The organism is Leisingera sp. UBA4491, assembly GCF_002388965.1.
GTDB classification, from domain to species: domain Bacteria; phylum Pseudomonadota; class Alphaproteobacteria; order Rhodobacterales; family Rhodobacteraceae; genus Leisingera; species Leisingera aquaemixtae.
Window position 1 is genome coordinate 1 of record NZ_DGNN01000028.1, and the last position, 24,227, is coordinate 24,227.

At 64.7% G+C, this 24,227-nt stretch carries 25 protein-coding genes and 1 tRNA gene; 13 read left to right on the top strand and 13 right to left on the bottom strand.

The genetic code is table 11. The features are described from left to right. Positions 1 to 70 precede the first annotated feature (70 nt). From B2P87_RS16330 to B2P87_RS16340, 3 genes are all read right to left on the bottom strand, one after another. Positions 71 to 147 (bottom strand) — tRNA-Arg (locus tag B2P87_RS16330). Between the two features lie 35 nt (positions 148 to 182). Continuing rightward, a complete protein-coding gene (locus B2P87_RS16335) occupies positions 183 to 707 on the bottom strand; it encodes a GNAT family N-acetyltransferase (RefSeq protein ID WP_141889520.1) in 525 nt (174 codons plus the stop codon). Positions 708 to 907: 200 nt separating this feature from the next. Next, positions 908 to 1,846 carry a PhzF family phenazine biosynthesis protein gene (locus B2P87_RS16340; RefSeq protein WP_141889519.1) on the bottom strand — a complete coding sequence of 313 codons (939 nt, stop codon included), beginning with the start codon at positions 1,844 to 1,846 and terminating at the stop codon, positions 908 to 910. A gap of 83 nt (positions 1,847 to 1,929) precedes the next feature. Between B2P87_RS16340 and B2P87_RS16345 the strand changes: the two genes are divergently transcribed. Then, positions 1,930 to 2,868, top strand: a complete 939-nt coding sequence (locus tag B2P87_RS16345; RefSeq protein ID WP_141889518.1) for a LysR family transcriptional regulator — start codon at positions 1,930 to 1,932, stop codon at positions 2,866 to 2,868. A 31-nt stretch (positions 2,869 to 2,899) separates the two neighbouring features. Here the strand turns inward: B2P87_RS16345 and B2P87_RS16350 are convergent, their stop codons facing one another. Both B2P87_RS16350 and B2P87_RS16355 read right to left on the bottom strand, forming a co-directional pair. Next, a complete protein-coding gene (locus tag B2P87_RS16350; protein WP_141889517.1) occupies positions 2,900 to 3,541 on the bottom strand; it encodes an alpha/beta fold hydrolase in 642 nt (213 codons plus the stop codon). Between the two features lie 102 nt (positions 3,542 to 3,643). Further along, on the bottom strand, positions 3,644 to 3,955 hold the full coding sequence (locus tag B2P87_RS16355; protein WP_058286387.1) for an ETC complex I subunit: 312 nt from the start codon (positions 3,953 to 3,955) through the stop codon (positions 3,644 to 3,646). Positions 3,956 to 4,161: 206 nt separating this feature from the next. Here B2P87_RS16355 and uvrB point away from each other — a divergent pair, with 206 nt between their 5' ends. After that, a complete protein-coding gene (uvrB, locus tag B2P87_RS16360; protein ID WP_141889516.1) occupies positions 4,162 to 6,360 on the top strand; it encodes an excinuclease ABC subunit UvrB in 2,199 nt (732 codons plus the stop codon). 29 nt (positions 6,361 to 6,389) lie between these two features. Here the strand turns inward: uvrB and B2P87_RS16365 are convergent, their stop codons facing one another. Continuing rightward, on the bottom strand, positions 6,390 to 7,172 hold the full coding sequence (locus B2P87_RS16365) for a hypothetical protein (RefSeq protein WP_286852946.1): 783 nt from the start codon (positions 7,170 to 7,172) through the stop codon (positions 6,390 to 6,392). Between the two features lie 480 nt (positions 7,173 to 7,652). Between B2P87_RS16365 and B2P87_RS16370 the strand changes: the two genes are divergently transcribed. Beyond that, positions 7,653 to 8,267, top strand: a complete 615-nt coding sequence (locus tag B2P87_RS16370) for a nicotinate-nucleotide adenylyltransferase (RefSeq protein WP_244940770.1) — start codon at positions 7,653 to 7,655, stop codon at positions 8,265 to 8,267. Here the strand turns inward: B2P87_RS16370 and B2P87_RS16375 are convergent. After that, on the bottom strand, positions 8,247 to 9,074 hold the full coding sequence (locus tag B2P87_RS16375) for a DMT family transporter (protein WP_141889513.1): 828 nt from the start codon (positions 9,072 to 9,074) through the stop codon (positions 8,247 to 8,249). The two genes, B2P87_RS16370 and B2P87_RS16375, sit on opposite strands and share 21 nt — an antisense overlap. Before the next feature lie 111 nt (positions 9,075 to 9,185). Here B2P87_RS16375 and dacB point away from each other — a divergent pair, with 111 nt between their 5' ends. Together dacB and B2P87_RS16385 are read left to right on the top strand one after the other, a co-directional pair. Continuing rightward, on the top strand, positions 9,186 to 10,670 hold the full coding sequence (dacB, locus tag B2P87_RS16380; protein WP_141892018.1) for a D-alanyl-D-alanine carboxypeptidase/D-alanyl-D-alanine endopeptidase: 1,485 nt from the start codon (positions 9,186 to 9,188) through the stop codon (positions 10,668 to 10,670). Between the two features lie 124 nt (positions 10,671 to 10,794). Next, entirely contained in the window at positions 10,795 to 11,517 is a 723-nt protein-coding gene (locus B2P87_RS16385) for a GNAT family N-acetyltransferase (RefSeq protein WP_141889512.1), read from the top strand. A gap of 15 nt (positions 11,518 to 11,532) precedes the next feature. Here B2P87_RS16385 and B2P87_RS16390 read toward each other — a convergent pair whose 3' ends face one another. Next, positions 11,533 to 12,423, bottom strand: a complete 891-nt coding sequence (locus B2P87_RS16390) for a LysR family transcriptional regulator (protein WP_141889511.1) — start codon at positions 12,421 to 12,423, stop codon at positions 11,533 to 11,535. 101 nt (positions 12,424 to 12,524) lie between these two features. Here B2P87_RS16390 and B2P87_RS16395 point away from each other — a divergent pair, with 101 nt between their 5' ends. Then, positions 12,525 to 13,022 carry a lactoylglutathione lyase family protein gene (locus tag B2P87_RS16395; RefSeq protein ID WP_058286382.1) on the top strand — a complete coding sequence of 166 codons (498 nt, stop codon included), beginning with the start codon at positions 12,525 to 12,527 and terminating at the stop codon, positions 13,020 to 13,022. A 64-nt stretch (positions 13,023 to 13,086) separates the two neighbouring features. Here the strand turns inward: B2P87_RS16395 and B2P87_RS16400 are convergent, their stop codons facing one another. Then, the gene (locus B2P87_RS16400; protein ID WP_058286381.1) at positions 13,087 to 13,509 is read right to left on the bottom strand and encodes a tellurite resistance TerB family protein; all 423 of its coding nucleotides are present in this window, start codon (positions 13,507 to 13,509) and stop codon (positions 13,087 to 13,089) included. Between the two features lie 252 nt (positions 13,510 to 13,761). Between B2P87_RS16400 and B2P87_RS16405 the strand changes: the two genes are divergently transcribed. The 3 genes from B2P87_RS16405 (at position 13,762) to B2P87_RS16415 (ending at position 18,368) form a co-directional block, all read left to right on the top strand. Then, positions 13,762 to 15,405, top strand: coding sequence for a lysine--tRNA ligase (locus tag B2P87_RS16405; protein WP_141889510.1), 1,644 nt, complete (start codon positions 13,762 to 13,764; stop codon positions 15,403 to 15,405). Positions 15,406 to 15,583: 178 nt separating this feature from the next. Beyond that, entirely contained in the window at positions 15,584 to 15,940 is a 357-nt protein-coding gene (locus tag B2P87_RS16410) for a DUF4864 domain-containing protein (RefSeq protein ID WP_141889509.1), read from the top strand. Between the two features lie 142 nt (positions 15,941 to 16,082). Next, positions 16,083 to 18,368: a glycosyl hydrolase family 28-related protein gene (locus tag B2P87_RS16415; protein ID WP_141889508.1), complete on the top strand. Its 2,286-nt coding sequence runs from the start codon at positions 16,083 to 16,085 to the stop codon at positions 18,366 to 18,368. Here B2P87_RS16415 and B2P87_RS16420 read toward each other — a convergent pair. Both B2P87_RS16420 and B2P87_RS16425 read right to left on the bottom strand, forming a co-directional pair. Continuing rightward, the gene (locus tag B2P87_RS16420) at positions 18,365 to 18,856 is read right to left on the bottom strand and encodes a HugZ family protein (RefSeq protein WP_141889507.1); all 492 of its coding nucleotides are present in this window, start codon (positions 18,854 to 18,856) and stop codon (positions 18,365 to 18,367) included. The genes B2P87_RS16415 and B2P87_RS16420 overlap by 4 nt on opposite strands. A gap of 27 nt (positions 18,857 to 18,883) precedes the next feature. Further along, positions 18,884 to 19,543, bottom strand: coding sequence for a hypothetical protein (locus tag B2P87_RS16425; RefSeq protein ID WP_141889506.1), 660 nt, complete (start codon positions 19,541 to 19,543; stop codon positions 18,884 to 18,886). Between the two features lie 155 nt (positions 19,544 to 19,698). Between B2P87_RS16425 and B2P87_RS16430 the strand changes: the two genes are divergently transcribed. After that, entirely contained in the window at positions 19,699 to 20,022 is a 324-nt protein-coding gene (locus B2P87_RS16430; protein WP_027236446.1) for an antibiotic biosynthesis monooxygenase family protein, read from the top strand. 105 nt (positions 20,023 to 20,127) lie between these two features. Then, entirely contained in the window at positions 20,128 to 20,535 is a 408-nt protein-coding gene (locus B2P87_RS16435) for a universal stress protein (protein ID WP_058286377.1), read from the top strand. Between the two features lie 21 nt (positions 20,536 to 20,556). Here B2P87_RS16435 and B2P87_RS16440 read toward each other — a convergent pair whose 3' ends face one another. Next, positions 20,557 to 21,162, bottom strand: a complete 606-nt coding sequence (locus tag B2P87_RS16440) for a hypothetical protein (RefSeq protein ID WP_141889505.1) — start codon at positions 21,160 to 21,162, stop codon at positions 20,557 to 20,559. Positions 21,163 to 21,317: 155 nt separating this feature from the next. Here B2P87_RS16440 and B2P87_RS16445 point away from each other — a divergent pair, with 155 nt between their 5' ends. Next, entirely contained in the window at positions 21,318 to 21,578 is a 261-nt protein-coding gene (locus B2P87_RS16445) for a zf-TFIIB domain-containing protein (protein ID WP_141889504.1), read from the top strand. A gap of 82 nt (positions 21,579 to 21,660) precedes the next feature. Here the strand turns inward: B2P87_RS16445 and B2P87_RS16450 are convergent, their stop codons facing one another. Beyond that, positions 21,661 to 22,128 (bottom strand): aminoacyl-tRNA deacylase, encoded by a 468-nt coding sequence (locus B2P87_RS16450; protein ID WP_008554365.1) that lies wholly within the window; start codon positions 22,126 to 22,128, stop codon positions 21,661 to 21,663. Between the two features lie 313 nt (positions 22,129 to 22,441). Between B2P87_RS16450 and ettA the strand changes: the two genes are divergently transcribed. Beyond that, entirely contained in the window at positions 22,442 to 24,097 is a 1,656-nt protein-coding gene (ettA, locus tag B2P87_RS16455) for an energy-dependent translational throttle protein EttA (protein ID WP_141889503.1), read from the top strand. Positions 24,098 to 24,227 lie beyond the last annotated feature (130 nt).

Genomic DNA, 24,227 nt, shown 5'->3' on the forward strand with positions numbered 1-24,227 from the left:
ACCAGCGGGGGGCAGGTCACCCCCAAAGCGTGCAAGATTGTGCCTCATTGGCAGCAAAAAACTGTGAAGATGGCGATCCCTGAAGGACTCGAACCCTCAACCTGCTGATTAGAAGTCAGCTGCTCTATCCAGTTGAGCTAAGGGACCGCGTGGCGCCAGTTATGACAGGCTCGTGCCGGGGGTCAAGCCGCGGCGCGCAGGTCCAGGTGCATAAAGACCGACCAGGGATCTTCGCCATAGTCCGCAAACGGCCCGCATTGCACAAAGCCAAAGGATTCATACAGGCGGCGCGACGGCAGGTAGTCGTCCGTGGAGCCGGTTTCCAGATAGATTCCGGTGGCGTTTTCACGGCGGGCCAAGGCCAGCAGGAAATCCAGCATCGCCCGCCCTGCCCCGCTGCCGCGGGCCTCCGCCAGCGTGTGCATCGACTTCAGTTCCCGCGCGCCGCCGCCCAGGGATTTCAGCGCCCCCATGGCAACAGCCTGGCCGTCCCTGCGCGCCAGAAAAAACTGCACCCCGGGCTCTTCCAGCCCGCTGCCGTCAAGCGCATGGCAGCTGTCCTCCGGCGACTGCGCCGCCATTTGCGACAGATGCCGCCGGATCATCGCGGCGGCCTCCGGCTCTGCCGGGCTGGCCGGGCTGATTTCGATACCGGACACCGGAACGCTGGCGCCTTCCGGGCTAATTTGGTGCTGTGGGTCAGCCATTTCGCCTCAACATCTTGACCTGGATCATCGCAAGCAGACGGCGCAGCGCGCGCCAGCCTGACACGAACCCTATCCGCTGTTTACTATCGGGGAAAGAAATTTTCCCGGCGCTTAGCCGCTTAGAAACCGGACCGCCGCGCGGGGCCGCAATGGTCCGGAAAACCTGCGCATGAAACCCGAAAAGGCATCCGCCGCGGGCCTCAGGCCCGCTCTTGCAGGCTGATCTCCAGTTCCTGCATCACCGCGCCGGACCCGCCCGCCATCAGGCCGGTGATCCGCCCGGCCTCCAGCCCCAGCTCAACGGTGATTTCACTGGGGGACGCCGGCACCATGAAGTGGCCCTGCTCGATCATCAGCCTGGGCTTGCGAACGCCAAGATGATCATAAAGCGCGCAGGCCAGCGGCCCGGCGGCCATGCCGGTGGCCGACTCCTCAGCAATGCCATAGCGAGGCGCGAACATGCGCGTTGTGGCATCGGCAGCGGTTGCCGCGGGATCCGTTGTGAACACGTAAAACCCGATCAGATCCAGCGCCTCGCTGATCGCCTCGATCTGCGGCAGCCGGGGCCGGATGGCCGCCAGAACAGCGGCGTCCCTGACCGCCACCAGCACAAAACTGTTGCCGGTATTTGCAAGCACCGGGGCAAACCGCGGGTCCAGGCTGTCCTCGTCCAGACCAAGCGCGGCCAGCACATCCTCCGCCCGGACGCCGCGGTCTGCCCAATCGGCGGCCGCCTCATACCGCGGCGCCAGCTGCTCCATATAGGCCGCGCCATCGCGGATGATGATCTTGCGCGGGCCGTCGACGGTTTCCTTCGAGGTTTCCCCCTCCGCCACCCGGCCGAGTTCGGCCAGATAGCTGAAGGCTGCGATGGTCGCGTGGCCGCAATGGGCGATGCGCCGGGCCGGGGTAAAGAAATCCAGCTTGAAGCCTTCGCTGCGGGAGCGCGAGACAAAGGCGGTCTCCGACAGCCCGACCTTCTGCGCGATCTCAAGCATCTGCGCGCCGCTGAGGCCATCGGCGTCCAGAACAACCCCGGCCGGATTGCCGCCGGTTGCCTGCACGTGCGCGCCGGTGCCGCGGCGGGTGACAAAGCCATTGACGATACGGGCGGTGACGGATGCGGTATTGCGGGTCATGCTGCGAACTCCTTTTCATGAACTCTCATCAGCATGATCGAACTCTTGTGCCTGTTATACTGATATAACTATGATCAGTATTCATGAATGACCCTGACAGCCTTCTCCCCAGACTGCTGCAAAGCGCCCCCCTGCTGGAGGCCATTGCGGAAGAACAGAACTTCACCCGGGCTGCCCAGCGGCTGGGGGTGGAGCAATCCGCGGTCAGCCACCGGATCAAGGCGCTGGAGGCGGCCCTTGGGGTGCCCCTGTTCGACCGCACCACCCGCCGGATCACCCCGACGGAGGCCGGCCGCATCGTCTGCGGCGCGGCGCAGCAAAGCGGCGGGATCTGGCAAGCGGCGCTGTTGCGGCTGCAGGACCTCAAGACCAGCCGCAGCCTGCGGCTGTCGGTGCCGTCGTCGGTTGCCATGAAATGGATCGTGCCCGCCCTGCAGCGCGCGCAGGACAGCGGCCTGGATCTGCTGGTCGACGTGGATGACCGCCTGGCCGACCTGCACGCGGGCGAGGCCAAGGCCGCGATCCGCTATGGCATGGGCCCCTACCCCGGCCTGCATTCAGAGCCGCTGCTGCAGGCTATGCTGCTGCCGGTCTGCCGCCCGGGGTATCTGGGGCCGCAGGCCTTGCAAGACTATTGCCAGCAGCCCGGAGCGCGGCTGCTGGTCGACCGTTCCGGCGAAAGCGACGGCACCGGGTTCAGCTGGCAGGCCTATTTCACCGCCTGCGGCTGGGACTTCGGCTTTGAGCGGTCGATCAATCCCTTTGCCCGCGCCGACCTGGCCATTCAGGCCGCCATCAGCGGCATGGGCATTGCCCTGGGCCGCAGCCTGCTGGTGGAACATGACCTGGAGGCCGGGTTTCTGGAAGCCGCCGGTGCGCCGGTCAAATCCCGCGCCCGCTACTGGCTGGTCACCACACCGGCCAATGCCGCAACCGAGGGGTATCAGGCCTTGCGCGGCTGGCTGCAGGCCGAGATTGCAAAGATGCGCAAACAGCAGGCCGCCTTGTTCAAACTGCCGTAACGGCGCGCGCCCGCGGGCTGGTGCCAGGCGCTCAATCCGCCGCCTTGACCCAGCGGGCAATTTCCTCAGCCGCAGTCTCCAGGTGCTGGTCCTGCGTTAGCCCGGTCACCCTTTTGCGCGGCTTCAGGTCGTGGTCGCCGTCGCTCAGCCAGAAAAACGAGACCGCATCGGACAGGTCATAAGACGCGGCCTCCGCCTGGGTGCCGAACGGGTCGCGGGTGCCCTGGCAGATCAGCGCCGGGGTTTTCAGCCCGGCCAGATGCGCGGTCCTCAGCTGTTCGGGTTTGTTCGGCGGGTGAAACGGGTAGCCAAGGCAGACCAGGCCGCGGATCCGGTTCTGCGCCCAAAGATCATCTGCAATCAGGCTGGCAACCCGGCCGCCCATGGATTTGCCGCCGATGAACAGCGGACCGCCGCAGGCGAGCGCCTCGATGGCAGTGCGGAATTCCTCCTGCAGCAGCTCGATCTTCGGCGGCGGCCGCTTTGGCCCGCCGCTGCGCCGGCCCGCCATATAGGCAAACTCAAACCGGACAACCCGCAGCCCGCGGGCGGCAAGCGCCTCTGCCATCGCGGTCATGAAGGGCGTGTCCATCGCCGCCCCGGCCCCGTGGGCGAGCAGCAGCGTCGCGCCGCCCGGCGCATCACCGTTCAGCAGAAACTTGGGTTCAGACATCGCGCGCGCCCCCGCTGCCCCGAAGAAACAAGACCCACAGTCCCGGGCACCGGCCCAGCGCGTTTCCGCAGCCCGGCAGCCGCTTCAACTGCGGCGCTGGCCTCAGTGGGTCCAGGGGCCGCGGCGGTTGGTGGCGAAATTGTCGCCATAGCCGCCCGGGCGGATGTTGGGCTTGCGCTGCTTGGGCTCGACGACCAGCGCCTCGATGCCATGGTCCTTGGCATATTCCAGCGCCGCTTCCTTGCTGTCAAAGCGCAGCTTGACCTGGCTCTGGGTGTCGCTGGAGGAGGTCCAGCCCATCAGCGGATCCACCTCGCGGGCGCTGGCGGGCGCGAATTCCAGGACCCATCTCCGCGTCTTCGCCATGCCCGAGGTCATGGCATTGCGTGCTGGCCGGTAAATCCGCGCTTGCATGGGCTGTCTCCTGGTGTCTCAACCTGTGAATCTCGAAGTTGCGCATTTATGCGCCGGATATGCGGCTGCAGCAAGGGAGCAAATGCAGCGTATTTCGACGGTTTTGCCCTGCTGCCACAGGCGTTTGGCCGCATCAGGCCCTGATGCCCCCTTGAACAAGAACAAAAACAGACCAAAATCAGCGCGGTCCCAAACGGAGTCGCCCGATGCCCTATGCCCATTCCGACAAGTCCATGCCGATGATGACCCAGCGGGCGCCGCAGCAGCGGCCCAAGCTGGAGGGCGGCAAGCGGTTTGTCATGAACACCACCTTCGATCCGGCAGGCGACCAGCCGGCCGCGATCAAGGAACTGTCGCAGGGCGTCCTGGAGGGCGAGCGCAACCAGGTGCTCCTCGGCGCCACCGGCACCGGCAAGACCTTCACCATGGCCAAGGTGATCGAGGAGACCCAGCGCCCGGCGATCATCCTTGCCCCCAACAAGACGCTGGCGGCGCAATTGTACGGCGAATTCAAGGGCTTCTTCCCGGAGAACTCGGTCGAATACTTCGTCTCCTTCTACGACTACTACCAGCCGGAGGCCTATGTGCCGCGCTCCGACACCTATATCGAGAAGGAAAGCCAGATCAACGAGCAGATCGACCGGATGCGCCACTCCGCCACCCGTGCCCTGCTCGAACGCGATGACGTCATCATCATCGCGTCCGTGTCCTGCATCTACGGCATCGGCTCGGTCGAAACCTACTCCGCCATGACCCAGGACCTGAAAGCGGGCGAAATGTACGACCAGCGCCAGATCATGGCGGATCTGGTCGCCCAGCAGTACAAGCGCAACGACCAGGCCTTCCAGCGGGGCTCCTTCCGGGTCCGCGGCGACACGCTGGAAATCTTCCCCGCCCACCTGGAGGACCGCGCCTGGAAACTCTCCTTCTTTGGCGAGGAGCTGGAGCAGATCACCGAATTCGACCCGCTGACCGGCGAAAAGACCGGCAGCTTCGACCAGATCCGCATCTATGCGAATTCCCACTACGTGACGCCGAAGCCGACGCTGAATCAGGCCATCATCTCGATCAAGCAGGAGCTGAAGATGCGCCTCGACCAGCTGGTCGGCGAGGGCAAGCTGCTGGAAGCGCAGCGGCTGGAACAGCGCTGCAATTTCGACCTGGAGATGCTGGAGGCGACCGGCCATTGCAACGGGATCGAGAACTACTCCCGCTACCTGACGGGCCGCGCCCCCGGCGAGCCGCCCCCGACCCTGTTCGAATTCATCCCCGACAACGCCATCGTGTTCGCCGACGAATCCCACGTCTCCGTCCCCCAGATCGGCGGCATGTACAAGGGCGACCACCGGCGCAAGTTCACCCTCGCCGAACACGGCTTCCGCCTGCCCTCCTGCATGGACAACCGCCCGCTTAAGTTCGAGGAATGGGACGCCATGCGCCCGCAGTCGGTCTTCGTCTCCGCCACCCCGGCGGCGTGGGAATTGGAGCAGGCGGGCGGCGTCTTCACCGAACAGGTGATCCGCCCCACCGGTCTCTTGGACCCGCAGGTCGAAATCCGTCCGGTCTCGATGCAGGTGGATGACCTGCTGGATGAGGTGCGCAAGGTCACCGCCGACGGCTTCCGCACCCTTGTGACCACGCTGACCAAACGCATGGCAGAGGACCTGACCGAATACCTGCACGAACAGGGCATCAAGGTCCGCTACATGCACTCCGACATCGACACGCTGGAGCGGATCGAGATCCTGCGCGACCTGCGCCTTGGCGCCTTCGACGTGCTCATCGGCATCAACCTCCTGCGCGAGGGGCTCGACATCCCCGAATGCGGCCTCGTCGCCATTCTGGATGCGGACAAGGAGGGTTTCCTGCGCTCAGAGACCTCGCTGATCCAGACCATCGGCCGCGCCGCCCGCAACGCCGAGGGCCGCGTCATCATGTATGCCGACAAGATCACCGGCTCGATGGAGCGCGCCCTGGGCGAGACCAACCGCCGCCGGGAAAAGCAGATCGCCTACAACCTCGAACACGGAATCACGCCGGAGACGGTGAAGAAAAACGTCGAAGACGTGCTTGCCGGCCTCTACGAGGGCGACGTGGACATGAACCGCGTCACCGCCCAGATCGGCAAGCCGATGCACGGCGCCAACCTGGAGGCGCATCTGAACGGCCTGCGCGACGAGATGCGCAAGGCGGCGGAGAACCTGGAATTCGAGGAAGCCGCACGCCTGCGCGACGAGATCAAACGGCTGGAGGCGGTGGACCTCGCCATCTCCGACGACCCGCTGGCGCGGCAGTCGGCGGTGGAGGCCGCGTCCGAGGCCGCCGTCAAATCACGGGGGCGGTCAACGGCGGGCAAGGCGGGGACGCGGGCGTACCGGGGCAAATCGCAGAAGAAGTTTTCTTGATTCATTGGGGAGGGAAGAGCACCCTCCCCTCAATCAGGCAACCTTTCATCAGCTGACTGGGCAAATGCTCGCCTTTGAATCGGGAATTGTGTCCCAGCGTTTCCGCGAACTAAGTATTGATCCCCCAACAGCCAGTGGTACAAATTTGCATAGATATAATCCGGATGGATTTTCAAACCCGTTCCTCCAATTTGCCCTCGGCGATTTTGCAGGAACCCTGCTCTAATAGTTTCGAAATGATTGTCTGCATATCGAACTTGCCCAGCCACCATCGATACAGTGATTGCAGCCACTAAGTCTGCACATTGCAGAACTCGTGACAATCTAAATGGAATTGTCACAACATTCATAGCTAAGCTTTCGAAGTCAACGAAGCCCGTGCCATTTCTCCGAAGTTCCACGCAATCCGCCAACAATCTTTCCTCATCAGCGGGCCCTCCAGATGGCTTAGCTACGAACACCACACCATGCTCGTCACCCAAAAATGTGTCAAAGCGTTCAAGTGCGAGGTTCAATGCATCTGTCTCATGATCTTCGGCATTTTCCGTGGCGAATCGCCTTTCTGTTTCAACGACAGCAACCAGAAAGTTTGCCTCTGCTTGAAGACAAAGCTCCAAAGCTGCGTTCACAAATTGTGTTCGGTCGTTACCCTGTAAATTTTCGTACATCCAATCTGTACGGCGTGGAGACCACTTGAAAATTGCTCCATCAGGGAACCCGCTTTCCCTCATAAGTGCTTCTAAATTTGCCTCAAGTGTGCGTAGTGCTTCCGCATCGATTACTACTCCGCCAACACCAATTAGGTCGTTCATACCTTCGCGTGGGCATCGGCGTTGTTTAGTATCATCAAGAAAGAGGAATTTCATAAGCTTGGGCCTTATAATGGTTTTCCCAATGCGTAGCTTCGCTCCCGAAGACCTGCAAGCCAAAGGAGATTAAAAATCTGAAAACTCCCCCGCCGAGAAAGTCCCCAACACCCGCCCAAGGGGCGGGAGAAGCGTGCGCGAAGCGCGGTTTTGCCGTGCGACAGGCTCCACAAAGCCAGGGAAACCGAATTAACCATCTATCAATAAACAAAGTTTCTCAGCGAAACCCCTTTTCATTCACACCTCCAAAACCAAACCCGGCCAAAAGTCCATCCGCGCCTCCTGCGCACCGGAGAATCCGTCTCCGCAGGCCGGTTTAGAATCCGTCTCCGCCGGCCGGTTTCACCCAATCCGCCACCCGCCGCAGGCCCTCTGCACACATCCGGCAATTGAACTCCCCGGAAATTTATGCGCATCAAGCTCCTCATGATTTGCAAGCTGCCGCATATCCGCCCGGGCCAGAGCGTCGGGCTGTTGGGCGGGTCCTTTGACCCGCCGCACCGGGGCCACGCGGCGATTTCCCATGCCGCGCTCAAGCGCTTCGGGCTGGACCACCTGTTCTGGCTGGTCTCCCCGGGCAACCCGCTGAAGGCGCGCCAGCCTGCCCCGCTGGAGCGGCGGATCAGCGCCAGCCGCGGCCTCATACAGCACCCGCGCATCCATGTCAGCGGCATCGAGGCGGACCTCGGCACCCGCTATACCGCCCAGACCCTGCGCCACCTGCGCCGCCGCCATCCCGGCGTGCGCTTCGTCTGGCTGATGGGGGCCGACAATCTCACCCATTTCCACCGCTGGAAGGACTGGCAGCAGATCCTGGACACGGTGCCGGTGGGGGTGCTGGCCCGGCCCGGCGACCGGATCTCGGCCCGGTTTTCGCCCGCGGCCCGGATCTACCGCCACGCGATGCTGAAAGGCAGCGAAAGCCAGCTGCTGGCGCGGGCGGACAGCCCGGCCTGGTGTTTCGTCAACCTGCCGATGGTGGATGTCAGCTCGACCGCCTTGCGCGCCCGCGGCGAATGGTCAGCGGCGCAGCAGGGCTGAGGCCAGACCGGCGCTCAGCACCACCGCCAGCCCGGCCCAGGTCCAGGCATCCGGCAGCTGGCGGAACACCGCCCAGCCCAGCCCGACGGCCGCCACCAGCTGGAAATAGACCATCGGCGCCAGCTTGACCGCCTGCACCCGCCCGTAGGCAAACAGCAGCAGCAGGTTGCCCAGCATCGAAAACGCGGCACTCCCCACCGTCAGCGCCGCAGTCGGGGCTGAGAACTCCGGCAGGCTGGCAAGGCCCAAGGGCAGCATCAGGCAGGCCGACAGCAGCAATTGCGTCAGGCTCAGTTCCAGCGGCGAGCCCACCCCCGCCAGCCAGCGCGAGCTGGTCAGGAACCCGCCGTAGAAACAGCCCGCCAGCACCGCCCACAACAGGTTGACCGACCCGCCGGCCCCCGGCCGCACCACCATCAGCACGCCGAGAAATCCCAGCGCCATCAGCAGGCTGCGCGGCACCGTCGCCTGCTCCCGCAGCAGCAGCACCGACAGCACATAGCTGACCACCGGACCGATGAAGAAGGCGGCAAAGACATTGGCCAGCGGCTCTGTCATCAGCGCCATCTGGATCGAAAAGATGCCGCCGCTCAGCAGCCCGGCCCGCAGCCACAGCCGCCAGTCGCCCAGCAGCGTGAACGCCCGGCGCGGCACAAAGGGCAGGATCAGCGCGGCACCGATCGAAAACCGCGACCAGGCCACAAAAGCCGGCGTCGCCAGCCCGCTGCCGGTCAGCAGCTTCCCGCACAGATCGCCCGCCGGGATCATTGACATGGCCGCAAACATGAGGATGACTGCCTGAAACATGGCTGCCAGCGGTAGCAGGACTTTTGATGGGGCAAAACCCCGGACCTTGCGGCGCAGCGGCGGGGATCGGGTATTGAGGAAGAGCGGGTCCGCACCTTAAATATGAGCACGATGACTTCACGCCGGACGTTCCTTCTTTCCGGGCTTGCCGCACTGGCGGGCTCTTCTGCCCTGGCCAATGCGCCTGCCGTGTCGCTGCGCCCCGTTGCGCGCAAGGTCAGCTCTCTGGCGGCCGGCGCCGACGGGCTGCAGGCGCTGCTGTCTCGGGCCAAACTGCCGGGCCATGCGGTCTGTGCGGTTGCGGATGTGAAAACCGGCAAGCTGCTGGAGGCGTCCGGCAGCGGCGAGGCCCTGCCGCCGGCCAGCGTCGCCAAGGCGCTGACGGCGCTTTATGCGCTGGATGTGCTGGGGGCGGGCCACCGGTTCGACACCCGCCTTCTGGCCACCGGCGGCGTCGCCGGCGGCGTGGTGGGCGGCGATCTGATCCTGGCAGGCGGCGGCGATCCGATGCTGAACACAGACCATCTGGCGCTGCTGGCCAAGGCGCTGAAAACCGCCGGCGTGCGCGAGGTGCGGGGCAGGTTCCTGGTCTGGGACGGCGCGCTGCCGCAGGTGCCCGCCATCGACCCGGAGCAGCCCGATCACGTGGGCTATTCGCCTGCGGTCTCCGGCATTGCGCTGAACTTCAACCGGGTCCATTTCGAGTGGAAACGCGCCGCCAGCGGCTGGGCTGTCACCATGGACGCCCGCACCGAGAAATACCGCCCCGAGGTCGCCACCTCGCAAATGCAGATCGCCTCCCGCGCGGTGCCGGTCTACACCTATGCCGAAAAATCCGGCACCGACCACTGGACCGTGGCCAGCAAGGCCCTGGGCAAGGGCGGCTCGCGCTGGCTGCCGGTGCGCAATCCGGGCGCCTACGCAGGCGACGTGTTCCGCACCCTGGCGCGGGCCAACGGCATCGCCCTGCCCCAGGCGAAACCCGCCAGATCGCTGCCCCAGGCGCAGCTGCTGGCGCAGCATCACAGCCCGCCGATGGACGTGATGCTGAAGGCGATGCTGAAATTCTCCAACAACCTGATGGCCGAGATGATCGGCATGGCCGCCAGCACCGCGCGCAGCGGGCGGCCGGCGTCGCTCAAGGCCTCCGCCGCGGAGATGAACCGCTGGGCGGGGGAAAAATACGGCATGTCCGGCACCCGGCTGGTGGATCACTCCGGCCTGGGTGAAGAGTCCAGGATGACCCCGGCAGACCTCACGGGCGCGCTGGTGGCGGCCTACAAGGCCGGCCATTTGAAACCGCTTCTGAAATCATTCCAGTTGCGCGATGCCAACGGCCGCCCGGTCAAAAACCACCCGATCAAGGTCGCCGCCAAGACCGGCACGCTGAACTTCGTCTCGGGCCTCGGCGGCTTCATGACCGCGGCCGACGGCACCGAACTGGCCTTCACCATCTTCACCGCGGATCTGAAAAAGCGCGCCCGCATCCCCCGCGCCGAGCGCGAACGCCCCCAGGGCGCCCGCGGCTGGAACCGGCGCGCCAAGCAGCTGCAGCAGCAGCTGATCGAGCGCTGGAGCGCCGTTTACGGCAGCTGACAGCCGGAACTGGTCTGGGAAAATTACCCGTTACTGGACGTTCCGCCCAGACCAGCAGCATGGCAGATCCAGGCAAGGCGGCGGTGCGCGGACACCGCGGCAGAGCTTTGCAAAGGACGCCCTGATGACGGATTTCTTCAACGGACACGGCCAGCCCATTGGCGCGCCGCTGCCGAACTGGACCGGTGCCCGCGCGCCCGGACACACCGGCATGGCAGGGCGCTATTGCCGGGTTGAGCCGCTGGAGGCGGACCGCCACAGCGCCGATCTGTTCGCGGCGTTCCGGCAGGACCGCAGCGATGCGGTCTGGACCTATATGCCCTATGGCCCCTTTGCCGGCCCCGAGGCGCTGCTCACTTGGGTCGAGGCCAACAGCGGCGCGGATACGCAGCCCTGCTTTGCCATCGTGAACGGCGCCAGCGGCAAGGCAGAGGGCGTCGCCAGCTATATGCGCCTTCAGCCGGAACACGGCGTCATCGAGGTGGGCGGCATCACCCTCGCCCCACCGCTGCAGCAAACGCGCGCCGCGACCGAGGCGATGTATCTGATGATGGCGCGGGTGTTCAACGACCTGGGCTACCGCCGCTATGAATGGAAATGCGACGCGCTGAACGCCCCCTCCCGCCGCGCGGCGGAGCGGCTTGGCTTCACCTATGAGGGGCTGTTCCGCCAGGCCATCGTCTATAAGGGCCGCAACCGCGACACCGCCTGGTATTCAATTTTGGACAGCGAGTGGCCGCAGCTGGAGGCGGCTTTCACGGCCTGGCTCGATCCCGCAAATTTCGATGCAGACGGCCGGCAGAAGCAGTCTCTGGCCCGGCTCAGGGCGGCGCAGGCCGGGACCTGAGCGGCAAGGGCGCCGCTACCCCAGCGCCGCCGCCACCTCCTGCGCCAGCCGCTGCATCCGCTTCAGCCGCGCGCTCAGCGGGCGGCCTTTGCGGCAGGTAAGCCAAAGCCCGTGACGGCGCGGCCTCTGGAGCGGGACCACCGCCAGCAGGCCCCGCTGCGCATAGGCCTCAACCCCGCTGCGCGGCAGCAGCGTATAGCCGATGCCGCGCGCGACAGGGTCCAGGATCTGGCCGATCTGGTTGACATAGGTCCGCACACGCAGCCGGTCAGCGCCCTGATAGGCCTCCGGAAAGTTCAGCGGCAGCAGCTCATCCGCATGGGCAAAGCCATCGGGATGGGCGACAAAGCCGCGCGCCTCCAAAGCGTCGAACGTGATCTCCGCACCCGCATCCCGGACAGGCAGCACAAGGCAAAGCTCCTCCTCCCCCAGATGCTCCGCCTCCAGCCGGGGGTGGCCCGGGTCGTGGTCCAGAATGCCCAGATCGAACGCCCCCTCCAGAAGACCGCGCTTTATCGCCGCTTGCGGCGCCGCTTCCAGATGCGCGGTGAGGTCCGGCGCGGTCTCCAGCAGCGCCAGGATGCGGGGGTACAGCAGCGTTGCAAAGCTGCCGGAACAGGCGATCCGCACCTCTCCGGCATCGGGGCTGTCGGTGGCGATCGCCTCTCGCAAGCGCCGTTCCTCATCGCGGCGCGCCTGCCCCAGCGCCCGCACCGCCTCCCCCGCCGGGGTCAGCGAAAAGCTTTTGCCGTCTTGTGCAATCAGGCTCTGGCCCAGCTGCGCCTCCAGCTTGCGCAGATGCTGCGAGACACCCGGCTGGGTCATGTTCAGCCGCTGCGCCGCGCGGGTGAAATGGCCGGTCTCAGCCAGCGTCGTGAAGGTTTCGAGCCAGGTGGCGTTCAGCACGGACCATTACGCCATATTATCATTTCCATATGAAATGATAATTTCACAGGAGAGGGGCGAGTGTCTACCTTTCTGTCATCCCAAGCATGAGGAGACCAAAGATGACCACCACGCCCAGAACCTTCTCGCACATCGGCCTGTCGGTGCCGGACCTTGACGCGGCCGTGAAGTTTTACGCGGACGTCATGGGGTTCTACGTGCTGATGCAGCCCAGCGAAGTGACCGAGGACGACAGCGCCATCGGGCAGATGTGCACCGATGTGTTCGGCCCCGGCTGGACCCGCCTGCGCATCGCGCATCTGTCCACCGCGGACGGCATCGGCATCGAACTGTTCGAATTTGACGGCAACGAAGCGCCGCAGGACAACTTCCAGTACCGCAAGCACGGCACCTTTCATTTTGCCGTGCAGGACCCGGACGTCGAAGGGCTGCTGGAAAAGATCGTCGCCGCCGGCGGCAAGCAGCGGATGCCGGTGCGGGAATATTTCCCCGGCGAAAAGCCCTACCGCATGGTCTATGTGGAGGATCCGTTCGGGATCATCTTCGAGCTCTACAGCCACAGCTATGAGCTGACCTATTCAGCCGGCGCCTACAGCTGACGCCACGCATTGCCCGGGTCCCTGCCCCGGGCAACGCCGCTCTGTCTGAAGCCTCAGGCGGCACTCAGACCATATGGCGGGCACGCGCACCGCGCTCGATCGCGGCGGCGTGCAGCCGGTCGATGTTCAGCTCATAGCGGACCTCGGCCAGAAACTCGAGCTCGGTCTCGCCCAGGATGCCATCGGCAGCGGCGACATCGCAGGCCAGCGCATAGGCAGTCTCGAACAGCCGCTCCGGCAGGTCATCGCGGACCAGGCCGAACAGCGCCTCCAGCCCGTCCTCCTGCTCGAACAGGTCCAGCACGGTGCGCGACACCCGGCTCACCCGGTCGATGTCATAGTCGGCAAAGACCGGCAGCATGTTGACCGCCGACTGGATCTTGACCAGCTCCGCGGTGCGGATGTTTTCGTCCGAGGCCGAGACCGCCACCATCAGGGCCACAAGGCAGTCCTGCGGGGTCATCGGATGCGGGGTTTGCTCACTCATGGACGAAATCCTTATTTGCGCAGTATTCACTCCGACAGGATAGGTACGCCCGCGGGGAGGTTCAATAACAGGCTGTGCCCAAGCGCCGGTTTTTGCGCGGCGCAACGCCGCAAATCCCGGCTGTGGCGGGGCTGGCATTATTGACTCATGCTGCATCGGCACAATAGAGGGAAGGGCCGGATACATAGGGTATCCGGGCAGATCATGCGGCACCCCGAAGAACTGACGCAACCGCCGCCGATGGAGAACATGATGTCTGATGTGCGCGAAGAAGCTCTGAAGAGCAAAGCCTGGCCGTTTGAAGAAGCCCGCCGGGTTCTCAAACGTTATGCCAAGGGCGCGCCGGAAAAGGGCTATGTCCTCTTCGAGACCGGCTATGGCCCCTCCGGCCTGCCGCACATCGGCACCTTCGGCGAGGTCGCCCGCACCACCATGATCAAGAAGGCGTTCGAGACCATCTCGGACATCCCGACCCGGCTGATCTGCTTCTCGGACGATCTGGACGGGATGCGCAAGGTGCCCGGCAACGTGCCCAACCAGGAGGCGCTGGCCGAACACCTGCAAAAGCCGCTCACCTCGGTGCCGGACCCGTTCGGCACGCACGAAAGCTTCGGCCATCACAACAACGCCATGCTGCGCCGGTTCCTGGACACGTTCGGGTTCGAGTATGAGTTCTACTCGGCCACCGAATTCTACCGTTCCGGCCAGTTCGACGAGATCCTGAAGCGCGCCGTCGACAAATACGACGACATCATGGCGATCATGCTGAAGTCCCTGCGCGAGGAGCGCCGCCAGACCTATTCGATCTTCCTGCCGATCCACCCGGAAACCGGCCGCGTGCTCTATGTGCCGATGAAGAAGGTCTGCACCGAGACCTACACCGTCACCTTCGACGACGAGGACGGCAAGGAATGGACCCTGCCCGTGACCGGCGGCAACGTGAAGCTGCAGTGGAAGCCCGATTTCGGCGCCCGCTGGGCCGCGCTGGAAGTCGATTTCGAGATGTACGGCAAGGACCACTCCACCAACACGCCGATCTATGACGGCATCTGCCGGGTGCTGGGCGTGCCCGCGCCGGAGCATTTCACCTATGAGCTGTTCCTCGATGAAAACGGCCAGAAGATCTCCAAATCCTCCGGCAACGGCGTCTCGATCGACGAATGGCTGACCTACGCCTCGACCGAGAGCCTGGCGTATTTCATGTACCAGAAGCCCAAGACCGCCAAGCGGATGCATTTCGACGTGATCCCCAAGGCGGTGGACGAATACCACCAGCAGCTGCGCGCCTACCGCACCCAGGACCTGAAGACGCAGCTGAACAACCCGGTTTGGCACATCCACGGCGGCGACGTTCCGCAGTCAGATATGGTGGTGCCGTTCTCGATGCTCTTGAACCTCGCCTCCGCCTCCAGCGCCGAGGACAAGGCGACCCTGTGGGGCTTCATCAACAAATACGCCCCCAACGCCACCCCCGACACCCATCCGGGCATGGATCAGGCCGCGGGCTTTGCGGTGCGGTACTTCAACGACTTCGTGAAACCGGCAAAAACCTTCCGCCTGCCCACCGATCAGGAGCGCGCGGCGCTGCAGGATCTGGCGGATGCGCTGAAATCGCCGGAAGCCGCGCTGGCCGCGATTGCCAAGAAGAACGAGATCGCAGGCAGCACCGACCCGCTGCCCGAGGCCAATTTCGCGGATGAGGAATTCCTGCAGTCCGTGGTCTTCGCCATCGGCAAGATCCACGGATTCGAGCCGCTGCGCGCCTGGTTCTCGGCAATCTACGAGGTGCTGCTGGGCGCCTCCCAAGGCCCCCGCTTCGGCGGTTTCATCGCACTTTACGGGGTCGAGGACACCATCGCCCTGATCGAAAAGGCGCTGGCGGGCGAGCTGGCCTGAGCCTGCAATAAATAACAATCAGTTAGGGCGCGGTTTTCCGCGCCCTTTATTGTTTTCAGCCCCGCCGCGCACAGCGGCCTGCGGCCTTTCTTTGCGCAATAAAATTATCAGATCGCAAAAAACGTTTTGACGCAGCGTCACCTTGTCCTAACATTAAGAAACGGTCCGGGTCTGGCAGATGCGCAGTGTTCTGTTTGCGGGGGTAAGTGTTTTTCTTCTGACCTTCCCGGTCTTAGCCCAGAGAGAGCCGGTCGCAGCCGTGACCGGCTCTCAGTTTGAGATCCTCCTGATCAATGATGCTGAGACGGCGCTCACTTACGCCTGCCCGAACATCCGGCGGATTTCCGGCCCCCCGGAACGGGTCGCCCGGATGGTGCGCCGGGGCGCTCCAATGGTCTGCCGCCCGGCCGGGGCACGCTATCCTGCCCAGCGCGCGGCGGCGGGCTGCCTGTGGCGGCGGCCGATGGTCCCCGGCCGAAACGGCGCCGTGCACCCCCTTTATTACCAAATGGTTAATCTGAAAATCTCTCGGTAAATCAACGCGCTACACCTTCTTTAAGGACAGGATGAACGCGCCTGGCGGCAGGGCAGCGTACGCACCGCTTGGCAGGTTTTAACGCCGCTCCTGTACTTCCTTTTCCCCGAACGCGAGATGCGCAGCAGGAAAGGGTACTTCCATGAACAAGGCAATCACCGACGGTCTGCAGCTGATGCCCCCCGCCTTTGCGGAGGGTCTCAATGTCTGGTCCAGCGGCAACGGCACCCCCGGCTCGGACACCTATGACGGCGCCGCCAACGCGGTCTTTGTGGCGGCGGATGCGGACTTCGGCGGCTGTCTGGAGATCCAGAAGACCGAGAACATCCAGAAGCTGCGCTTCATGGGCCAGACGCCGCTGGAGCCGGGCTGCTACCTGCAGATCAAGGTGCGAATCAAGGCCGTCAGCGGCGCGCTGCCCGCGGTCCGCGTGGCCGGCTGGGCCGCGGCGGCGGGCGGCAGCCACATCGGCGGCGTGTCCGAATCCGGGATGCAGTATGCGCTCAGCCAATACGGCAGGGTGCTCGAAGTCACCGGCATCGTCGGCAGCGGCGACCGCCCCGGCGTGGATATGCCTTGGGGCCGCACCGCCGCCTATGGCCATTTCGGGCTCGACCTCACTGGCGCCAACGGCGGTGTCGTGCGGATCGACGATATCGAGATCACCGACATCACCAGCGCCTTCCTGCGTAAAATGCTGAGCGTGGTGGACGTGACCGACTATGGCGCGGTGGGCGATGGCAGCACCGACTGCACCGCAGCGTTCGAGGCCGCCGATGCCGCCGCCGCCGGGCGCCGCATCCTGGTCCCCGCGGGGGACTTCCACCTCGCCAGCACCGTGTCGCTGAGCCACGAAGCGGTGTTTGAAGGCACCGTGTCGATGCCCGCCAGCCAGATGCTGCTGCTGACGAAGAACTTCGATTTCCCCTCTTACGCGGCGGCCTTCGGCGACGAGGAACTGGGCTTCAAGAAGGCGTTTCAGGCGCTGCTCAACAACGTGGACCATGAATCGCTGGACCTGAAGGGCCGCAAAATCACCGTGACCGCGCCGCTGGACATGCAGGCGGCGGTGCCGAACAAGACCTCCTATGCCACCCGCCGGATCATCCGCAACGGCCAGCTGGAGGCCGCCAGCAGCGCCGCCTGGGACACCGGCACCGTCACCTCCCAGGCGACCTACAGCCCCTCGCGGTCCACCAGGCTGACCAATGTCGCCAATATCGCCAACATCAAGGTCGGCTCCCTGGTGGAGGGCGCCGGGGTCGGCCGCGAGATCTATGTAAAGTCCAAGAACACCGGCGCCGGCGAGCTGACGCTGACCGCACCGCTGTTTGATGCGGCGGGCACCCAGACCTTCACCTTCCGCGACTTCAAGTATCTGGTGGATTTCAGCGGCTTCAGCGCGCTCAGCAAATTCGGCATGGAAGGCATCGAGTTCCAGTGCAATGCCCGCTGCAGCGCCCTGCGGCTGGCGCCCTCGGGCTCGGTGTTCTCGCTGGACGGCTGCTTTTTCTCGCGGCCCAAGGACCGCGGCATCACCTCGACCGGGACCGGCTGCCAGGGGATTCTGGTCGACAACTGCCAGTTCCTGTCGGCAGAAGATCCGCTGGATGTGGAAGACCGCGTCAGCATCGGCCTGAACGTGAACGCCAATGATGCCAAGCTGCGCAGCAACCGGGCCACCAAGTTCCGCCATTTCGCCCTGCTGGCAGGCGCCAACAACACGGTAACGGGCAATCATTTCTTTCAGGGCGACAACGTGGCGAACGGGGTCCGCTCTGCCGGGCTGGTGCTGGCTGCCAACAACTGCACCACCACCGTGTCGGACAATTACATCGACAACTGCTTTATCGAATGGACCAACGAGCGCGACCCGGCGCCGGACTTCACCACCGGCTTCTCCTTCAGCGCGCTGTCGGTGACCGCGAATGTGTTCCTGTCCGGCGACGTGGCGCCCTGGTTCAGCTATATCGTGATCAAACCCTACGGCAGCGGCCATTACCTGAACGGGCTGTCGGTGACCGGCAACAAGTTCCGCTCGCTCAACGGCAGTATCGACCGGGCGGAACGGGTTGATACCAGTTTTTCGGACCTGAATTTCTCCCGCGCCAATGATGTGGTGTTCGAGGGCAACATGTACCACAACGTCACCACCCATACAGCCAACCCCCTGCGGGTACGGCACAATCAGTCCTCGGCGTCGTCGTCCTGGGCGGTCAGGGCCAATGGGCAGCTGCCGTTTCAGGGCTACGCGCGCTATGTCGACAGCGTGGTGCCGCAGGGGCCGGTGCGCACCGGCGGCAACAGCACCCGCTACAGCATGCCCTACTGCGATACCCAGCAGGGCGCCAATAACGACGAAATCCGCCTGCGCTGGCAGGAGGCGCTGAAGGGCGAGGTTCAGGTGCTGCTGAGGATGGACGCCTAGGGCCGGGGCGGCGGCTGCAGATCGGCGGCGTCAAGATGGAAGGCTTTGCCGAAACCGCCATTCAGATAGGCCGCCGTCACCCGGAACCGGACAAAGCTGAAATCGGCCAGCTGCAGATACAGCTTGGCCTTGGGCTGGCGGCGCAGGTAATGCGCGGCCAGCGGGCCGTACTCCGGGCTTTGGCGGCCGAGGAAGTCCGCCCGGCAGATCAGGCTGAGGCGGGGATGGCTGAGCGCATCGCCCTTGCCGCCCGGCTCCCCCACCAGCAGCGAGCAGGCCGGGGTCTGGCGCAGCGCGCGGGTGTGCTGGGCCAGGTCCGAGATCAGGCTGACCGGCCCGCCCTGCGGATCCAGGCCGAACGCCACCCTTGTGACCAGCGGGGTGCCCTCCTCCAGCAGCACCCCAAGCGCGGCAAAGCGGGCCTCTGCCATCAGGCTTTGCGCCAGCTGGCGGGCATCGTCATCGGCGGGGCGGACGGGCGCGGGCATGGGCACCTCCTGAGTTTGGCGCAGGGTTCAGAACTTCTGCCACAAGCCCAGTTTCAGGCCAAGGCTGCGCTGGCCTGCCTGGCGGTATTCCAAGCCCACAATCAGCTCCCGCTTCTGCTTCAGCGGGTAGCGCAGCGAGGAGGTCAGCGCATAGGTAAGCTGCCCGCCCTCCGGCTTGGACAGCTCGGCCTGCAGCATCGGCGCGGCCTTGCCGGGACGGTTCAGCCCGATGGTGGCGTCCAGCTTCCAGATCGCGTCCAACCCGCTGTTGCGCAGCTCATACGCGGCATCAATGGCCAGCCAGCCGGATCCGCGGCCGGTCTCGATACCGCGCCCGTAGGACAGGGTGGTTCTTTGCATCAGCTGCCACAGGCCCCGGTCATGATTGCCGCCCGCCGCGGTCTCCACCGCCAGCCGGGAACGCTCGCCGGTGTGCAAGGGCAGCCGGGCAAAGAGCAGCGCATGGCCCGACACATCCGCGTTCCGGTTCAGATCAACCCCCAGGGTCAGCTTGGGCGTGACCCCAAAGGCGCCGTAATAGCCCAGCTCATACGCGGCGGCGCGGCCGCTGTGCCGCCAGGCGGCGCTGGCGGCTGCGAAACCGTGGCCCGGCTGTTCCAGCCACGCCCCGCCAGCCGCCGGCTGGGCCAGCGCCAGGGCAAGAGCGGCAGCAAAGGCAGGTTTCATCCCGGAGCCTCAGGGTTGGCGTGCGCCAACGGTTCCGCGTTATGGTTAAGGTTGTGTTAACTGCCCCCAAAGACCTCTATGCGCGCACGCCCGAAAAAACCCGTGCGCTTTCGCCGCGAACAGGCGTAGGCTGGAGGCAGTCAACGGAGGAGCCAATGCCGAAAATCGCAAAAACCGCTGATATCCAGACCGTTATCACCACCTTCGAGATGACGCCCGGGACCTGCCAGGACCTGCTGGAGGCGCTGGAGGATGCCTATCGCGAGTTCATCTCCAAGCAGCCCGGCTTCATTTCGGCCGGTCTGCACGTGAATGACGCCCAGACCCGCATCGCCAACTATTCGCAGTGGCGCCGCCGGGAGGATTTCATGGCGATGCTGCGCAGCGCGGAAATGCGCGAGCGCAACCGCAAGATCAATGAGCTGTGCCGCAGCTTTGAGCCGGTGATGTACGATGTGGCGGAGGTCTTTGGCTCGTAACCCTCTGCCCCGCCCCGCGGGCCGGCGGCTGCCTTGACGCGGGTCAAGGCAGGGCGCTGCGGGCCCCGCTACTCTGACTCAGGTTTCAAGCAATGGAGGCGACCTATGTATCATAACGTTCTGGTGCCGATTTCCTTTGATCCGGAGCGCGATATCACCGGGCCGCTAAAAGTGGCACGGCTGCTTTCGGCGCCTGGGGCCAAGGTGACGCTGCTGCATGTGATCGAACAGGTCCCGGCCTATGCGATCTCCTATGTGCCGGCGGATTTCATGGAAGACACCCGCCAGGCGCTGCAGGCGGAGCTGGACGGGCTGGCGCAGACCCTGCCCAACGCCGAGGGCGTGCTGGTGGAGGGCCATTCCGGCCGCACCATCCTGGACTGGGCCGAGCAGAACAAGCCGGACCTGATCATCCTCGCCTCGCACCGCCCGTCGATGCAGGACTTTCTCTGGGGGTCGACGTCGGGCCATGTGGTGCGCCACGCGGCCTGCGCGGTGCATGTGGTGCGCTGACGCGGCGTCGGCGGCGCAGGATCAGGCCGGCACCGCCTTTTTCAGGAGGTGCCAGGCCAGCCGCACCGCGGCGCCCGGCAGCATCGCGGAGCGCAGCAGCACCTTGTTGGAATTCACCGCCTCGGCGATGCGGGCATAGTGAACCTGTTTGTCCGCGGGCGAGCGCAGCAGGACCGTTTCAGCCTGCTGCATCGCCCGCTCCGCCTGCCGTTTGACCTGCGGCACCGCGGCCGGCTTGACCGCGCGGTAGTAATTCAGCCCCTTGCGCACCGGCGCTTGCGCCGGGTCGAGGTTCTGTTTCACGGCCTGCGTCAGGGTGTCTTCGACCTGCACCAGCGCCTTTGCCGCCTCGGCATAGGACTGGTTGCTGTCCAGTTTCTGCGCCGCCAGCTTGTAGGTGTGGCGGTAACAGTCGAATTTGTAGACTTGCGGCAGCTCGCCGCAGCGGTCGAAGCCGCGGGTCAAGGTGGTGACAACCGCCCGCGTGGTTTGCGCACTGAGCCCGCTGCTTTGGCCGCCGCCGCCTTCTCCGCCGCCGCCGCCACCGCCTTCGCCGCCCCTGGCATGGGCCGGGGCCGCCGCGAGGATCAGGGTCAGCACCCCTGCCTGGATGGTCTTTCTGCTCATCTTCCGCCTCCGTGATTTTCCGGCCAGCTTATCATGGGTGAGTTGCGCAAAAATGGGCGGAAAGCCGCAAATTCTCCTTTTTTGCGCTGCCTTTGTCTTGCGCAGCACAGCCGCACTGCCCACGTGAAGGGCAGGAGTTGAGGAAGGAGACGCAGATGCAGTGCCCGATTGACGGAACCACATTGGTCATGGCCGACCGTGCCGGGGTGGAGATCGACTATTGCCCGCAGTGCCGCGGAGTGTGGCTGGACCGGGGCGAGCTGGACAAGATCATCGAACGCTCTGCCCAGCCCGCGCAGGCCGCGCCGAAGCCGCCGCGCCATGAGGAGCGGGGCGGGCATCACGATCCGCGCTACAACAAGCCCTACAAGAAGAAGAGCAAGAAGAACTTCCTGGAAGATCTGTTCGATTTCTGACGCACCGGCAGGCGCCGCCCCGGCGATCGGGGCAGCTGGCCGGCGGGGCAGATCAGCGGGCCGCTGGCGCGCGTGTCAGTGGTCAGTGGACCGTGCAGAAAGAGCCGTGCTTGGCGTCCTTCATCAGGGTGTCGAAATCGTCCCCCTTCATTTCGATCAGCGTCTTGTGGTCGCCGGCCTCGAACCAGACCTTGTCCAGGCCGGTCAGGCTGTCGTCGATGACGGTGGGCACGTGGTAGGCCGCGCCGACGCAGGGCGCCGCGCCCGGGTCGCAATCGTCAAAGACCTGGTTCAGCTCATGTTCCGGCGCCAGCCCCAGGCGGCGGTCCATGATCGTTTGCAGCGCGTGCAGGTCAACCGTCTGGTTGGACGGCACGACGGCCAGGACCGGGCCTTCCTCCATATGGATCAGCACGGATTTGGCCAGGTGATCCCCTGGCACATGCGCCGATTCCGCGCATTCTGCCGCAGTGGCGGTATAGGGATGGCGGACGGTGCCGAACGGCAGGCCCTGTGCCTCGAGATGATGTTTCAGGCGTGAGGCGATCATCGTGGGGTCCTCCTGTGCTGTGAAGGCCCCCGGGCCGCTCTGGCTCAGGTCTGGGCTGCCTACGGGCCGGGTCGGTCCGTATTCCGGCGGCGTCGTCAGGTCTGGGCGCGGCAAACGGCAATCCGGGGCGCCCTCGTGTTTCTGGTGCCCCCCACTTTGCGCCCGATGGGGTGAGTCGGGCAAGGGCGGCTTGCCGGCGCCCTGTCTGCCCTTCGCACCCAGGCCGCCGCAGAGCCCGCATCCCTCATTGCCCCCCGTCCCCCCTTCGGCTATCACACCAGCCAGCAAATTCCCCCCTTAACGGAGCAATCAGATGGCCTCCTACCAGTACGTCTACCACATGCAGGGTGTCTCCAAGACCTACCCGGGTGGCAAGAAATGCTTTGAAAATATCCACCTCTCCTTCCTGCCCGGCGTGAAGATCGGTGTGGTCGGCGTCAACGGCGCCGGTAAGTCCACGCTGATGAAGATCATGGCGGGCCTCGACAAGGATTACACCGGCGAGGCCTGGGCCGCCGAGGGCGCCAAGGTCGGCTACCTGCCGCAGGAGCCGAAGCTGGACGAGAGCCTGACCGTGCGCGAGAACGTCATGCTGGGCGTCAAGGCCAAGAAGGACATCCTCGACCGCTACAACGAGCTGGCGATGAACTACTCGGACGAGACCGCCGAGGAGATGGCCAAGCTGCAGGACGAGATCGACGCCCAGAACCTGTGGGACCTGGACAGCCAGGTGGACGTCTCCATGGAGGCGCTGCGCTGCCCGCCGGACGATGCGATGCCCGCCAACCTTTCGGGCGGTGAGCGCCGCCGGGTGGCGCTGTGCAAGCTGCTGCTCGAAGCCCCCGACATGCTGCTGCTTGACGAACCGACCAACCACCTGGACGCCGAGACCATCGCCTGGCTGCAGCAGCACCTGATCGACTACAAGGGCACCATCCTGTGTGTCACCCACGACCGCTACTTCCTGGATGATATTACGGGCTGGATCCTGGAGCTCGACCGCGGCCGCGGCATTCCCTACGAGGGCAACTATTCCAGCTGGCTGGAGCAGAAGGCGAAACGCCTGAGCCAGGAAGCCCGCGAGGACAAAGCCAAGCAGAAGACGCTGGAACGCGAGCTGGAGTGGATGCGCCAGGGCCAGAAAGCCCGCCAGGCGAAATCCAAGGCCCGTATCCAGGCCTATAACGAGATGGCCAGCCAGTCCGAGCGCGAGAAGGTCGGCCGCGCCCAGATCGTCATTCCGAACGGCCCGCGCCTGGGGTCGAAGGTGATCGAGGTGAACGGCCTCGCCAAGCACTATGGCGACAAGCAGCTGATCGAAGGCCTTGAGTTCTCGCTGCCGCCGGGCGGCATTGTCGGCGTGATCGGCCCCAACGGCGCCGGTAAATCGACCCTGTTCCGGATGCTGACCGGCCAGGAGCAGCCCGACGAGGGCTCCGTCGAGTACGGCGATACCGTGAAGCTCAGCTATGTCGACCAGTCGCGCGACGATCTGAACGACAACGACACCGTGTGGGAAGCGATCTCCGGCGGCGCCGAGATCATCGAGCTGGGCGACGCGCAGGTCAATTCCCGCGCCTATTGCTCGTCCTTCAACTTCAAGGGCGGCGACCAGCAGAAGAAACTGTCGCTGCTGTCGGGCGGTGAGCGCAACCGGGTTCACATGGCGCGGCTGCTGAAAGAGGGCGGCAACGTGCTGCTGCTTGACGAACCGACCAACGACCTGGACGTGGAAACCCTGCGGGCGCTGGAAGACGCGCTGGTGGATTTCGCCGGCTGCGCCGTGGTGATCTCGCACGACCGTTTCTTCCTCGACCGGATCTGTACCCACATCCTGGCCTTCGAGGGCGACGCCCATGTGGAGTGGTTCGAGGGCAACTTCGAGGACTACGAGGAGGACAAGAAGCGCCGCCTGGGTCCCGACGCGCTGGAGCCCAAGCGGTTGAAGCACAAGAAGTTTGTGCGGTGAACTGACATCAGTCAAATATGTGCCAGGGGAAACTCTGGCACATTTTTTTTGCGTTTTCCCAGGTCGTTCCGGGGCAGCGCAGACGCGCGGAAAATCTAACGGCGGCCGTGCGCCCGCCGGGCAGAACGTA

Bases quoted from the DNA above. Each gene is read 5' to 3' on its own strand.
- B2P87_RS16355 (WP_058286387.1), bottom strand. From the start codon at position 3,955: ATGCAAGCGCGGATTTACCGGCCAGCACGCAATGCCATGACCTCGGGC.
- B2P87_RS16400 (WP_058286381.1), bottom strand. From the start codon at position 13,509: ATGAGTGAGCAAACCCCGCATCCGATGACCCCGCAGGACTGCCTTGTG.
- dacB (WP_141892018.1), top strand. From the start codon at position 9,186: ATGACTTCACGCCGGACGTTCCTTCTTTCCGGGCTTGCCGCACTGGCG.
- B2P87_RS16335 (WP_141889520.1), bottom strand. From the start codon at position 707: ATGGCTGACCCACAGCACCAAATTAGCCCGGAAGGCGCCAGCGTTCCG.
- B2P87_RS16440 (WP_141889505.1), bottom strand. From the start codon at position 21,162: ATGAGCAGAAAGACCATCCAGGCAGGGGTGCTGACCCTGATCCTCGCG.
- B2P87_RS16405 (WP_141889510.1), top strand. From the start codon at position 13,762: ATGTCTGATGTGCGCGAAGAAGCTCTGAAGAGCAAAGCCTGGCCGTTT.
- B2P87_RS16430 (WP_027236446.1), top strand. From the start codon at position 19,699: ATGCCGAAAATCGCAAAAACCGCTGATATCCAGACCGTTATCACCACC.
- B2P87_RS16450 (WP_008554365.1), bottom strand. From the start codon at position 22,128: ATGATCGCCTCACGCCTGAAACATCATCTCGAGGCACAGGGCCTGCCG.
- B2P87_RS16370 (WP_244940770.1), top strand. From the start codon at position 7,653: ATGATTTGCAAGCTGCCGCATATCCGCCCGGGCCAGAGCGTCGGGCTG.
- B2P87_RS16385 (WP_141889512.1), top strand. From the start codon at position 10,795: ATGACGGATTTCTTCAACGGACACGGCCAGCCCATTGGCGCGCCGCTG.
- B2P87_RS16375 (WP_141889513.1), bottom strand. From the start codon at position 9,074: ATGTTTCAGGCAGTCATCCTCATGTTTGCGGCCATGTCAATGATCCCG.
- B2P87_RS16435 (WP_058286377.1), top strand. From the start codon at position 20,128: ATGTATCATAACGTTCTGGTGCCGATTTCCTTTGATCCGGAGCGCGAT.
- B2P87_RS16395 (WP_058286382.1), top strand. From the start codon at position 12,525: ATGACCACCACGCCCAGAACCTTCTCGCACATCGGCCTGTCGGTGCCG.
- B2P87_RS16345 (WP_141889518.1), top strand. From the start codon at position 1,930: ATGAATGACCCTGACAGCCTTCTCCCCAGACTGCTGCAAAGCGCCCCC.
- B2P87_RS16425 (WP_141889506.1), bottom strand. From the start codon at position 19,543: ATGAAACCTGCCTTTGCTGCCGCTCTTGCCCTGGCGCTGGCCCAGCCG.
- B2P87_RS16350 (WP_141889517.1), bottom strand. From the start codon at position 3,541: ATGTCTGAACCCAAGTTTCTGCTGAACGGTGATGCGCCGGGCGGCGCG.
- uvrB (WP_141889516.1), top strand. From the start codon at position 4,162: ATGCCCTATGCCCATTCCGACAAGTCCATGCCGATGATGACCCAGCGG.
- B2P87_RS16415 (WP_141889508.1), top strand. From the start codon at position 16,083: ATGAACAAGGCAATCACCGACGGTCTGCAGCTGATGCCCCCCGCCTTT.
- B2P87_RS16420 (WP_141889507.1), bottom strand. From the start codon at position 18,856: ATGCCCGCGCCCGTCCGCCCCGCCGATGACGATGCCCGCCAGCTGGCG.
- B2P87_RS16365 (WP_286852946.1), bottom strand. From the start codon at position 7,172: ATGAACGACCTAATTGGTGTTGGCGGAGTAGTAATCGATGCGGAAGCA.
- B2P87_RS16445 (WP_141889504.1), top strand. From the start codon at position 21,318: ATGCAGTGCCCGATTGACGGAACCACATTGGTCATGGCCGACCGTGCC.
- B2P87_RS16410 (WP_141889509.1), top strand. From the start codon at position 15,584: ATGCGCAGTGTTCTGTTTGCGGGGGTAAGTGTTTTTCTTCTGACCTTC.
- ettA (WP_141889503.1), top strand. From the start codon at position 22,442: ATGGCCTCCTACCAGTACGTCTACCACATGCAGGGTGTCTCCAAGACC.
- B2P87_RS16340 (WP_141889519.1), bottom strand. From the start codon at position 1,846: ATGACCCGCAATACCGCATCCGTCACCGCCCGTATCGTCAATGGCTTT.